The 11992-nt window shown below is 43.9% G+C and carries 12 protein-coding genes; 8 read left to right on the top strand and 4 right to left on the bottom strand.

What is annotated here, in order from left to right; translation table 11 throughout:
• Positions 1–163 precede the first annotated feature (163 nt).
• Positions 164–826: a potassium channel family protein gene (locus tag LYNGBM3L_RS12050; RefSeq protein ID WP_008183083.1), complete on the top strand. Its 663-nt coding sequence runs from the start codon at positions 164–166 to the stop codon at positions 824–826.
• Positions 827–909: 83 nt separating this feature from the next.
• Complete coding sequence (locus LYNGBM3L_RS45665; protein WP_154659762.1) at positions 910–1074, top strand: hypothetical protein; 165 nt, start codon at positions 910–912, stop codon at positions 1072–1074.
• A 32-nt stretch (positions 1075–1106) separates the two neighbouring features.
• Here the strand turns inward: LYNGBM3L_RS45665 and LYNGBM3L_RS12040 are convergent, their stop codons facing one another.
• Positions 1107–1598, bottom strand: coding sequence for an acyl-CoA thioesterase (locus tag LYNGBM3L_RS12040; protein ID WP_008183079.1), 492 nt, complete (start codon positions 1596–1598; stop codon positions 1107–1109).
• A gap of 14 nt (positions 1599–1612) precedes the next feature.
• On the opposite strand from LYNGBM3L_RS12040, the gene LYNGBM3L_RS43345 reads away from it, so the two are divergent.
• From LYNGBM3L_RS43345 to LYNGBM3L_RS12025, 5 genes are all read left to right on the top strand, one after another.
• A complete protein-coding gene (locus LYNGBM3L_RS43345; protein WP_154659761.1) occupies positions 1613–1786 on the top strand; it encodes a hypothetical protein in 174 nt (57 codons plus the stop codon).
• Positions 1725–1979 carry a ferredoxin-thioredoxin reductase variable chain gene (locus LYNGBM3L_RS50830; protein ID WP_499881084.1) on the top strand — a complete coding sequence of 85 codons (255 nt, stop codon included), beginning with the start codon at positions 1725–1727 and terminating at the stop codon, positions 1977–1979. The genes LYNGBM3L_RS43345 and LYNGBM3L_RS50830 overlap by 62 nt, the downstream gene beginning before the upstream one ends.
• Complete coding sequence (locus LYNGBM3L_RS43340; protein WP_154659760.1) at positions 1964–2134, top strand: hypothetical protein; 171 nt, start codon at positions 1964–1966, stop codon at positions 2132–2134. The genes LYNGBM3L_RS50830 and LYNGBM3L_RS43340 overlap by 16 nt, the downstream gene beginning before the upstream one ends.
• A 199-nt stretch (positions 2135–2333) precedes the next feature.
• Positions 2334–2786: a hypothetical protein gene (locus tag LYNGBM3L_RS33895; RefSeq protein ID WP_008183077.1), complete on the top strand. Its 453-nt coding sequence runs from the start codon at positions 2334–2336 to the stop codon at positions 2784–2786.
• 562 nt (positions 2787–3348) lie between these two features.
• A complete protein-coding gene (locus LYNGBM3L_RS12025; RefSeq protein WP_008183073.1) occupies positions 3349–3816 on the top strand; it encodes an FxLYD domain-containing protein in 468 nt (155 codons plus the stop codon).
• Positions 3817–4415: 599 nt separating this feature from the next.
• Here the strand turns inward: LYNGBM3L_RS12025 and LYNGBM3L_RS12020 are convergent.
• Positions 4416–5735, bottom strand: a complete 1320-nt coding sequence (locus tag LYNGBM3L_RS12020) for a hypothetical protein (protein WP_008183071.1) — start codon at positions 5733–5735, stop codon at positions 4416–4418.
• A gap of 1454 nt (positions 5736–7189) precedes the next feature.
• Entirely contained in the window at positions 7190–8515 is a 1326-nt protein-coding gene (locus LYNGBM3L_RS12010) for a hypothetical protein (RefSeq protein WP_008183068.1), read from the bottom strand.
• 1321 nt (positions 8516–9836) lie between these two features.
• Here LYNGBM3L_RS12010 and LYNGBM3L_RS40465 point away from each other — a divergent pair.
• A complete protein-coding gene (locus tag LYNGBM3L_RS40465) occupies positions 9837–10142 on the top strand; it encodes a hypothetical protein (protein WP_131826939.1) in 306 nt (101 codons plus the stop codon).
• Here the strand turns inward: LYNGBM3L_RS40465 and LYNGBM3L_RS12005 are convergent.
• Positions 10139–11773, bottom strand: a complete 1635-nt coding sequence (locus LYNGBM3L_RS12005) for an alpha-D-glucose phosphate-specific phosphoglucomutase (protein ID WP_008183066.1) — start codon at positions 11771–11773, stop codon at positions 10139–10141. The genes LYNGBM3L_RS40465 and LYNGBM3L_RS12005 overlap by 4 nt on opposite strands.
• Positions 11774–11992 lie beyond the last annotated feature (219 nt).

The following is an 11992-nucleotide window of genomic DNA, read 5'->3' as shown; positions in this document are numbered from 1 at the left end:
CTAAATTGCTTTAAGTACTTTCGTCCTGGGTTTTAATGATCTTCGGACCAGAGAACAGCTAGTGGGGTGCTCCGGCGCGGGGAGGGGGGAGTTGGAAAAAATCCTGTGTACCTAACTTGTGATGAGAATTGCTATATATCCTTTTTCAAGGAGCAAGAGAGTGATGAGACTCAAACAGTTACAGAGTTCAGCCAAGAATAAATATACTCAGCTTTTGTTAGTGCTGCTTTTGGCTTTTGTCGCCTATGCTTTTTTCTCGCAAGCAATAATTGCCGACTTAATTCTATCCCTAATTTTATTAGGAGCAATAGTTGTAATAATTACAACATTTTATTTACATAAAAGGTTTTTTTATTGTTATCTGTTCATTTCATTGCTCGCTTTTGTAGTCGATTTTATCGAGTTTATTTATCAATACTCTAACTTAAAGCTAGCTGTGGCTACAAATATTATTTATGGTGGTTTTTTTCTCTTAGCTATTGTGTTGATGATTGAGAAGATTTTTAGCGGTCACAAAGTCACGATCGATACCATAGTTGGCGGTATTAACGTCTTTCTTTTAATTGGTACTCTGTGGGTTTTGTTTTTTGAAACTATCTATTTATTAAACCCAAAATCTTTTACTTATTCAGCAGAAACAATTAATTCTTTTGACCTGCTTTATTTCAGTTTTACCACCTTAACTACCGTTGGCTATGGGGATATTACTCCTGTCAGTCCTCTAGCGAAAGCTCTGACTAATTTAGAAGGAATTTGTGGGGTGATGTATCCCGCCGTATTAATTGGCAGATTGGTCGGAATTTATAACCCAGAAGCAGAGCATTAGAGGGAGCAGGGGAAGCAGATAAGTCAGAGGGAGGAGACTTTCAAGGGTATGTTTTTAAGATTGTGAAGTTAGGACAGGTACAATTGCTGTATAGGGTTTATCATAATGATTTAGATATTTATCCGGAAAATGGTTGGTCATTACATGGTTTAGCACAAAGCTTGCAAGCACAAGGAAAAACAGCAGAAGCAGAAACTGTACAACAGCAATATCAACAAGCGTGGCAATATGCTGATATTGCTTTGTGAAATAACCGTAAAATAACCTCAGTTCGATTGGCTCAACTAGAAAGCTTATCTAATAAATCCTTTAGCACTGGTGGTAATTTGCGCATAATCTTACCCTGCTCTCGGTCAACGGCTACTAGAATCACACGACCGGTTAGGTAAAGTTCTTTGCCATCATGGGATTGAATTTTATAATCCCACTTCATACGGAAACCTTTCATTTCGGCGATGGCTGTCTTGACAACTGCTGCTGTGCCCATTGGCATTGCCCGGTGATAGCGTAAAGAAAGTTCTACTACTGGTAAATCGCATCCTAGCCTGACAAAATCACTATAATCCATACCCATTGAGCGCAAGTACTCCACCCTCGCTTCCTCCATCCAGCCAATGTAGGTACCATGCCAGACTATACCAGCATAGTCAGTGTGGTGGGGATGGACTCGCACTGGATAGTCAAACCATTTGGCTGTGGTGGCAGTTAGCTCATGACTTGCCATGGTACTGTCCAGCTGTCCTTGAGTTGAGGTTTGGGGTGTTTCTGACATGGATCAACTTAATCGTGACTGGTATGATGATCGTATATGGTGATCGTATTCTGTTAGAGCTAGATCAGATCAGCGCTAAGTTTTTGCTGATTTGGGATCTAGTTCGGGCAAGTCTAATCCTGACAGATCAAAGTAAGCGATCGCGTCCGTCTCAAAAAGTCAATCACTGTTTACCATCATCCTACTGATCGTAATCAGAACCTATCCTTATATCATGTCGGGATAATTACCCTTAATCAAAATCTCCCCCATCTCCCCATCTCCCCATCTCCCCATCTCCCCACACTTCCCACACTTCCCACACTTCCCACCCTCCCCACTCTCTCCTTAATTATGGGTATTCAACCAGACTTGATATTAGCCCTGTGTTGGGAGGGTTAGGAGTAATCTGGTCACGATTTGGTAACCAAGCTGATCACCTGCTGAAAGCGATCGCATGCGATCGCTTTCAGGGTATCTGCTCACAGGTCGCCATGGTTTCTTCTAATGGGTTTCTTCTGATGCTACCAGTAGGGTGCGTTACTGAAGCATCCTAGGTTTTAGGGAATTTTCCGGCTTTTTATGCCAGGTTTGACCAGAGCTTTTTTTTAAGTTTTGTAAAGATTAAACAATCCACTGCGTAAATCCTGGATCGGCTTCAGAAATGTAAGTAGAGGTTGAATTCGAGTCAGCCAATGACCGAAACACCTCAGTATTAACATTACAAACTTCAAGGTTCAAACCAGGAAATTTATCATGTTTCGTAGTAAAGTAGCCATTGCGTCTGTAGTTCTATCTTTGGGTGTAATCAGCCTCGGTATTCCTCAAGGCAAAGCCTTAGCACAAGATACTAACGCGCCTCGTCCCACCCCTCCGAGCAACCAACAATTTACTTTAACCACTACCCCCACCCCCAGTGCAAAAACCGTATTTGCTGTAGTCACCAGGAACGGCGCACTCAGTCGCGGATTCGGTGCCAGCCGAGCCCGAAAAGTTCTGAACGGTCGGTACGAAGTCTTTTTCAACCGGGATGTCCGTCGGTGTGCTTACACTGCTACTTTAGGTACTACAGGCTTTGGCACTGAACGATCTGGTGAAGTTACTGTAGCCACACGCGCTGGCACCACCAATGGGGTTTGGGTTGCTACTAACAATTCTAGTGGAAATGCCGTAGATCGTAACTTCCACCTTGCTGTACATTGCCCGTAGGCTGCTTAGAAGCTATCCAAAAATTTGTCTTGGGGGGTTGTGGAGCCTACTTTAGACCACAAGCCGTCTAAAGGATTACTGAAGTGAGTTACCAGTAATTTCTCCACTCTCACCCAACCATTAAATAATTTTTCGGATAACTTCTGAGTAGTTTCTACAATATGCTAGTCTATTAGGCCTTTTTTGCCCCACTGTGTCAACCGTGGGGCTACACAAACCCAGCCGAACTAGAGTTCATGTAGGGTGGGCAGTGCACCAGACAGATAATCAAGCTTGCAAAGGGCGTTGGTAGGCACTGCCCACCCTAGGATTAATCACTGGATTTACGATCCGTATCAACCTAGGTTGATGTAGGGTGGGCAGTGCACCAGACAGATAATCAAGCTTGCAAACCGCGTTGGTAGGCACTGCCCACGCTACGATTAATAACTGGATTTACGATCCGTATCAACCTAGCTGAACTAGTAATCACCCTCAACCACCAAGGTTCCCCACTTGGAGAACTTGGGCTGAGGGCTCCCACCCTGACCATTTATCCTGTAATCAGTTTGAGAAGGTGACCATGATGGTGAAATTTTGGTCTTTGTCCCTTGCTTTAGAAGCTGCCTCAATCCTGCTAATTGTTCCCAAGGCGTTTAGCCTGCCACTGACGCTTGCCTCTGGCTTCTCCCCTGTACCGAGCACAGAGATTGAGCTACCAGTGTGCTACATGCAAACCGATAATGGCACCCTTGTAGATCTTAGTAGTCTATGTGGCATCTCAGACTCCAAAGTAGTCATTAGCGAAGTGAGTTTCCAAAATGACCGTCTTATCGGTCGTGTAGTCAACAAAACCGACAAAACTGTCTACTCGACCCGAGTAAACTATGAAATTCTCGATGATGACGGCAGTGTAATTGGCACCAGTTCCATGTACACCAATCCCCCTAACCTCAGTGCTGGAGAAAGTGCTACTTTCGAGACGGAAATGTGGGGTGGTCGGGAATTAAAAACCACATCCGTTGACTGGGATCGTAAACCGACTCCATGATTTCGATATCAATTCACGCTTTTGAGGCATAAATTGCTGAGCAACTGAACCTAAGTATTTGGTCTTTAGGTGAATGCTTACCACTGAATCCCACATAATAATGTCATCAATAAATTTAAAATTGACAGTTTTCAATTAATAACTAATAATTCACTATAACGGTTCTCATATTAATCAGGTACACAGGATTTTTTTATTGTTTCCTACTCCCTACTCCCTGTGCCCTGTGCCCTGTGCCCTGTTTCCTGTGCCCTGTGCCCTGTTCCATAAAAACCCAGAACTATGTACTTAAAAAATCGCAAACCGCTATAACAATTAACGTACCTGACTACGAAGTGATTAACAGTCGGAGATATTAGATTCAGATTTGAGTGAACAATCAACCCACCCCTTGAGCTTAAGCAGAAGGGGTGGGTTTTCATTCACTCTAATGACAAGAGTAAGGGAGTAGCCAAAAAATCAAATACCAGTTTTTAGCTTGTAGGGTGGGCAAAAACAGTTTGTTTCTTTTGATTATTCTAAATTATATTACTTTGCCCACCCTACTTTAATTGGTATTTTTTTTACACGCAAGTCCCTAAAGCTAGCTGCTGACTATCCTAAACGTAGAAGGAGAAGTTGAGATCCTCAACCGTATCGATAACGACAATATTACTAAGTGAGTTATTCTCGATTATCCACATGCCATTCTGTCCAGTAACGGAATTACGGAAGAAGAAATCATTAATACCATCTCGGTTAGCGTCATAGGCCCCACGGAATTCCCAAGGACCGTCTGCTGGTCGGGAATCGATCAGCACTGCCTCCTGGAAAACAGTACCATCGAGCTTCCAGTAGGCAAACTCTTGGGTATTCATATTTTCCCAGATAGCATCTGCGTCACCATCGTCATCCATGTCTCCAGCCGCAACTAACTGCCAGGGATCATTAGGTGATATGGTCAACCTGTCACCATTGGTATTCGTAATAAACGTAGCATTCTGAAACCCGTTTTCATCTATTTCCCAAACAGCAATTTCTCCGCTGGATGTGTTGTACCAGAAAATTTCTTCTGCACTATCACCGTTAACATCTCCCGTGCCACGGATTTCCCAGTTGAGGTCTGATCCCGGTTGACCTGCTGGTGCCTGAGTAATTATTGCTTCCTGGAACTCGGAGCGTTCCATCTTCCAAACCGCAACACCGCCGGTTAGGGTATCACGCCACAGAGGATTCCTGATACCATCGCCTAAATCCACAACACCACGAGCTTCAAATCCAGTGTTGTCTGGTACCGACACCTCCTGACCACTTTGATCGGTAATAAACGCTGTCGTCTCGACGCTAGTCCCCTGGCCATTTAGAGTCCACAAACCAACTTTTGCACTGACAGGATTATGCCAGAACAGATCCACACTGGGGATTCGGGTAATTTCAATGGCATCAAGTCGCCCTCGCTCGAAATTCAAATCAGAATTATTGCTATCTGCCAGTACCGAGATTTCTATTTCATCCCCTGGAGCAAGGTCTATGTTTTGAAAAAGGGGTTTATTTGGATTAGCCTCAGCACTTAGGGTGCCACTTGAATTGCCACCCCTCAGAGGGACATAATTCCTTGGCTCAGCTGTTGGCCGAGGTCTATTAGCAGGTAAGTTTAGATTATAAACATAGGTACCAACTACCTCTCCATTGACACTAAATGTCAGGGGAGATTCCCCATCCTCTTCGTCAAAGTAGGCAATACGAATATCGTACTTACCAGCTGGTCCATCCTGTGCTGTCCATTGAAAGGTAAGCACACCGGGAACTGGAACCGGGTTATCAAAGTCTGTGATCTCGACGGCTCGACCCCCTGAAGCAACGAGATTAATATTGTTGAAACCGGTTATGCCGTAGTTTACTCGCGTTACGCGAGTACCTTCTGCTTCAATCAGAACCATAAGATAGTTTTTTCCCAAAAGTTATCTGTGTTTACATTGGTTGGCTTTTCTTTTCCGTCCTGATGCACCAAAAAATTTCTAATTACTCCATCCCAATTCAGTCCCAACTCACTAATTGACGGGATGTGTAACTTACAAAAGCGATGCAGCTTCGGAACAGGGGAGGCAGTGCGGTCTTGGGGGTTCCCACGGGGCAAACAGCGGTGCGGACGCAGGTTCCGCACACAGCCCCTCCCCACTCGCGGTCTGCCGTGGTTTCCCCCACTCGCGCTTTGCATCAATACACTGGCATTACTCAAGGTCCCTTGCCTGAAATGGGATAAGAGTCTGTGAACTTTGTCTGTGAACTTTTGGGGAAAATTTAATTATGCTTATCGATGTATCTAGGGTACAATACCTTTCTAGATACCTATTTCTAGATATATCGATAAGGGTAAAACACCCCCTTTAATAGTTCAAAGATGCCCTGCTGAAATTTATCCAGTGAAACTGGATAAATTTTTTGAAGCCTTTTATATTATTTTACTGGCTAACGATACCCTGATAAAATTCCACCCCTAACAGATGATCTACTCAAAAAAATATTTTTGTTCCAGGCTTCAGATTTTTTTGGCGTTTTGACTGAAAAAAAACCTACCACTAGTATAAATGCCATAAAAATCCGTAAATGTCACTATCAAATTAGGTATATTCATTAAATTTTCATAAAAATTTATAAAATTTTTACTGAGTTGGCACTGAGCAAAAACTAATTATTATATAACATCAAGTCAGCTAATAATTATGAATGATAAATTTTCCCCTGCCTCAGGGCAGTTAGTGGGTAAGCTATCAGCTATCAGCTAATGCCCTACAGAGGGTGCTACTTGAGGTGCTTTTGAATAAAAGAGGTAAGCATTCGTTTAATCTTTTTTGGATCACAGCGTCGAAGCCTGTGCCACAAAGGACTTCAAGTAGCGTGGCCATAGGCCAAGGACTTTTCTGTTGACTTTCAATTCTCATTAATCTATCAATATTAAATTATCCCGTTTGCCCATTGCACATTGCGCATCGGCGCACGCTACGAAAACGGCGCACGCTACGGGAACGGCGCACGCTACGCTGGGTTTATTTTAAGCATGATAGCTGACAGCATTAGCCTGAATGCTGACAGTTTTATATCCTGGTGGTCGTACCTATTAATTAGTGAAAATCATAGTGGCGCTAAAGATAAGCCAAATAAATAATATACCAGTTTAATTCATCCCCGTCAAAATTTTTGGGTCAGCAATAAATTTTTGGGTCAGCCAAATGCCAATAAGATCTGGTTTGTGACGATTAGATGCGTTTGCCCTAAAACTCGGAGATATTAGATTCAGATTTAAGTGAACAATCAACCCACCCCTTGAGCGTAAGCAGAAGGGGTGGGTTTTTCTCAACTTTAATTACAACAGAAAAGCTAGCTGCTGACTATCCTAGACGTAGAAGGAGAAGTTGAGATCCTCAACCCTATCGATCTCGACAATCTGACCCAGTGAGTTATTGTGGATCATCCACATGCCATTCTGTCCAGTAACGGAATTACGGAAGAAGAAATCATCAGTACCATCGTTGTTAGCGTCATAGGAACCACGGAATTCCCAAGCACCGTTTGCTGGTCGGGAATCGATCAGCACTGCGTTTTGGAAAACAGTACCATCAAGCTTCCAGTAGGCAAACTCTTGGGTATTCATATTTTCCCAGATAGCATCTGCGTTACCATCGCCATCCATGTCTCCAGCCGCAACTAACTGCCAGGGATCATTAGGTGATATGGTCAACCTGTCACCATTGGTATCCGTAATAAACGTAGCATTCTGAAACCCGGTTTGATCTATCTCCCAAACAGCAATTTCTCCAGTAGATGTGTTGTACCAGAAGATTTCTTCTGCACCACCACCGTTAACATCTCCGGTGCCACGGATTTCCCAGTTGAGGTCTGATCCTGGTTGACCTGCTGGTGCCTGAGTAGTTATTGCCTCCTGGAACTCGGAGCCTTCCATCTTCCAAATCGCAACACCCCCGGTTTCGGTATTACGCCACAGAGGACTCCTGTTACCATCGCCTAAATCCACAACACCACGGGCGTCAAATGGACTGTCGTCTGGTACCAATACCTCCTTACCACTTTGATCTTTAATGAACGCTGCCGTCTCGACGCTAGTGCCTTCGTCATTTAGAGTCCACACACCAAGTTGTCCAGTGACAGGATTACGCCAGAACAGATCCAAACTGGGGATAATATCTTCAGCTGGGGTAATTTCAATGGCATCAAGTCGCCCTAGCTCGAAATTAGCATCATTATTAATGCTATCTGCCAGTACCGAGATTTCTATTTCATCCCCTGGAGCAAGGTCTACGCCCTGAAAAATGGCATTTGGATTATCCTCAGCACTTAGAGGGCGAGGGCCACGTGGATTGCCACCGCTCAGAGGGACATAATTCCTTGGCTCAGCTGTAATCCCAGGTAAGTTTAGATTATAAACATATGTACCAACTACATTGTCGTTGACACTAAATGTCAGTGGAGATTCCCCATCCTCTTCGTCAAAGTAGGCAATACTAATATCGTACTTACCAGCCGGTCCATCATCTGCTGTCCATTGAAATCTAAGCACACCAGGGTTTTCTTCAACCGGGTCATTAAAGCTTGAGATCTGGACGGCTCGACCGCCTGAAGCAACGGTATCAATATTGTTTGCACTGGTTGTCTCATAGTTGACTCGCGTTACGCGATCGCTTTCTGCTTCAATCAGAACCATAAGATGGTTTTCTCCCAAAAGTTATCTGTGTTTACACTGGTGGGCTTTTCTTTTCAGTCCTGATGCACCAAAAATTTCTAATTACTCCATCCCAATTCAGTAACTCACGGGATGTGTAACTTACAAAACTGGCATTACTCAACGTCCCTGGCCTGAAATGGGATAAGAGTCTGTGAACTTTTTATGTGAACTTTGTATGTGAACTTTTGGGGCAAATTTAATCATGCTTATCGATGTATCTAGGGTACAGTACCTTTCTAGATACATGTTTCTAGAAACATCGGTAAGGGTAAAACACCCCCTTTAATAGTTCAAAGATGCCCTCCTCAAATCTATCCAGTGAAACTGGATAGATTTTTTGAAGCCTTTTCTATAGTTTGACTCCCTAACGATTCCCTGATCAAATTCCACCCCTAACAGATGACCTAGTCAAAAAAGTAGTTTGGTTCTAGGCTTCATATTTTTTTTTTGCGTTTTGACTGACAAAAAAAAATCCTACCATTAGTATAAATGGCATAAATTTCAGTAAATGTCACTATCAAAATAGGGATTTTCATCAAAAATTCATAAAAATTTATGAAAAATTTACTGAGTTAGTCCTGAGCAAAAACTAATTATTATATAACATCATTCAGCTAAGAATTATGAATGAGTAATTTTACCCTCCCTCAGAGCAGTTAGGGGTTATACCAAATCTGGGTTAAAGAATAATCTTTTTCATTCAGTCCCTCTTTGATTCAGTCATTGAGGTGTGCAAGCAAGCTTTTGCCCCAATCAATTTACTGTGTGGCAAAAAGGGTTAACAGCAGGTGATTTGAGATTATTCATAAAATTAACTAATTGACAATAAATAATGTTGAAATGTAGCCAGATATCTCTTGACTTGACGAAATATCCAAGAACCATCTATGGAGATGAGCTAAATTAAACAATGATGAAAATTTTTATAGGTGCGCGCCTCCTAGGGCGAGTAAATCGCCCTTGGGTCGCACCTCTAGGAATAAAAATCTGTTGCTATTGAAATCTAGGCTATCCACTATTACCGAGACAGTTACTCATTTTGGTAACGGCTAATGGGTAATAGGTAACTGGTCGGGGTTGTATAGCGCTACGGGCAAGTCAGAAGTGAGAAGTCAGAAGTCAAAAGTAAGCTAGGACTAGGTTTCGGAGTTTAGAAGCGATGCAGAGGTGCGACCCGTGGCGAATTTAATTCGACGACTGTAAGCGCACCATTACGGTCTTGGGGAGGCAGCGCGGTCTTGGGGGTCCCCCCCATGAGCGACTGCCGTGGTTTCCCCCACTCGCGCTTTGCATCAAGACAATGTCAAACATCTTAATGGGTAGTGCTATACCAAGTAAGCATATGCGCTACAGATGGTGCTACTTGAGGTGCCGTCAGCCGTCAGCCGTCAGCCGTCAGCCTTGGCCGTTGGCCACGCTACGGGAATGGCTGGCTGATACGCGACACGCTGATACGCGACACGCTGAATGCTTACCTAATTACCTATTACCTATTACCTATTACCTATTACCTATTACCTATTACCTATTACCTATTACCTATTACCTATTACCTATTACCCATGTTCCTTTCATTAACAGGGAAACTAACCCATCAAAACCTTAGGTAATTACAGTGGGAACCTCCCGCTCTGTAAACTTGCGAATCTGGGCAATCTCATGGGCAAGGGAAATCAGTGGTTCCAATGCTTGTTGAGTATCCACGTCATGCTTAGTGGAATCTGGCTCATAGCTCTCTAAATAGAGGCGTAGGGTTGCCCCTTTTGTGCCAGTACCAGATAGGCGGAATACAATCCGAGAGCCATCAGTAAAGCCAATCCGAATCCCCTGCTTCTGGCTGACGCTCCCATCTACTGGGTCTGTGTAACTAAAGTCATCACCATACTCTACCTGGTAAGAGCCAAATTGCTGTCCTTTCAGGTCTGGCACACTTGAACGCAGACGCTCCATCAGTTCCTGAGCTCGTGCCCCATCTACCTCTTCATAGTCATGGCGGGAATAGAAATTACGACCATAGGTTTGCCAGTGGCTACGGACAATCTGCTCCACTGATTCACCCCGCACTGCCAGGATATTGAGCCAGAATAGCACTGCCCAAAGTCCATCTTTTTCCCGTACATGGTTAGAACCAGTGCCGAAACTTTCTTCACCGCACAAAGTGGCTTTACCTGCATCCAATAAATTGCCAAAAAACTTCCAACCTGTTGGGGTCTCATAGCAATCAATACCCAACTGAGCCGCCACTCGGTCTACAGCAGCACTGGTTGGCATGGAACGAGCGACCCCTGCTAAACCTTGACTATAACCAGGTACCAGATGGGCATTGGCGGTTAACACAGCGATGCTATCACTGGGGGTAACGAAGAACGAGCTTCCCAGGATCATATTGCGATCGCCATCCCCATCGGAAGCAGCCCCAAAGTCCGGTGCATTATCACCATAGAGAATATCCACCAAGTCCTTAGCATAGACTAAATTGGGGTCAGGATGACCACCACCAAAATCTTCTAACGGTATACCATTAAGTACTGTACCTTCTGGTGCCCCTAGGCGTTGTTCAAAAATAGCATGGGCATAGGGACCAGTTACCGCATGTAATGAGTCCATACACATGCGGAATTTCCCAGAGGTTAGTAGCTGGTGAATGCGGTCAAAATCAAACAGGGACTCCATCAATTGAGTATAAGGCTCAACTGGGTCAATCACCTCAACGCTCAAGGTTCCCAGGGTAAATGCACCTGGTCGGTCTAGATTCACATCCGCAGCCTCCAGGATTTTGTAACTATCAATGACTTTACTCCGAGCATAGATAGCTTCCGTCACCTTTTCCGGTGCTGGTCCACCATTACTGGTGTTATACTTGACACCGAAGTCACCCTTTGGACCCCCAGGATTGTGGCTAGCCGAGAGGATAATGCCACCTAATGCCTTATGCTTGCGAATAACACAAGATGCTGCTGGGGTAGACAGAATACCACCACAACCGACTAACAACCGACCTAACCCATTGGCGGCTGCCATTTTGAGAATGGTCTGAATTGCTTGCCGATTGTAGTAGCGACCATCACCCCCTACAACTAGGGTTTGACCTTCACAGCCTTCTAGGGAGTCAAAGATAGACTGGATAAAGTTTTCCAGGTAATGGGGCTCTTGAAAAACGGTGACCGACTTACGGAGTCCGGAAGTACCGGGCTTTTGGTCTGTAAAGGGCTTAGTAGAGACAGTGCGTATGTTCATTACAAGCTAGCTACAGGTTTTACTGCTAATTCTTTATTGTTAACTGTTACCTGTTAATTGTTAATGAAAAATTCAAAAGTCTTTGATAAATGACTGATGACTTTAGTGAGCCCTGGTCTAGAAAAGCGCGAACGCACGATCAATCCTTACCTACGCATATTTTTGTTTATTTGTCAATGCTTCACTTTAATCTATCTAAGCTACAAGCGATTAGCTTTG

Origin of the sequence: Moorena producens 3L (assembly GCF_000211815.1) — a bacterium.
Lineage (GTDB): Bacteria > Cyanobacteriota > Cyanobacteriia > Cyanobacteriales > Coleofasciculaceae > Moorena > Moorena producens.
This window is presented reverse-complemented; position numbering and strand designations above follow the sequence as displayed.

Excerpts from the sequence above, each read along its gene's own strand:
- LYNGBM3L_RS12050 (WP_008183083.1), top strand. The coding sequence starts at position 164 with ATGAGACTCAAACAGTTACAGAGTTCAGCCAAGAATAAATATACTCAG.
- LYNGBM3L_RS12040 (WP_008183079.1), bottom strand. The coding sequence starts at position 1,598 with ATGTCAGAAACACCCCAAACCTCAACTCAAGGACAGCTGGACAGTACC.
- LYNGBM3L_RS33895 (WP_008183077.1), top strand. The coding sequence starts at position 2,334 with ATGTTTCGTAGTAAAGTAGCCATTGCGTCTGTAGTTCTATCTTTGGGT.
- LYNGBM3L_RS12025 (WP_008183073.1), top strand. The coding sequence starts at position 3,349 with ATGATGGTGAAATTTTGGTCTTTGTCCCTTGCTTTAGAAGCTGCCTCA.
- LYNGBM3L_RS12020 (WP_008183071.1), bottom strand. The coding sequence starts at position 5,735 with ATGGTTCTGATTGAAGCAGAAGGTACTCGCGTAACGCGAGTAAACTAC.
- LYNGBM3L_RS12010 (WP_008183068.1), bottom strand. The coding sequence starts at position 8,515 with ATGGTTCTGATTGAAGCAGAAAGCGATCGCGTAACGCGAGTCAACTAT.
- LYNGBM3L_RS40465 (WP_131826939.1), top strand. The coding sequence starts at position 9,837 with ATGTCAAACATCTTAATGGGTAGTGCTATACCAAGTAAGCATATGCGC.
- LYNGBM3L_RS12005 (WP_008183066.1), bottom strand. The coding sequence starts at position 11,773 with ATGAACATACGCACTGTCTCTACTAAGCCCTTTACAGACCAAAAGCCC.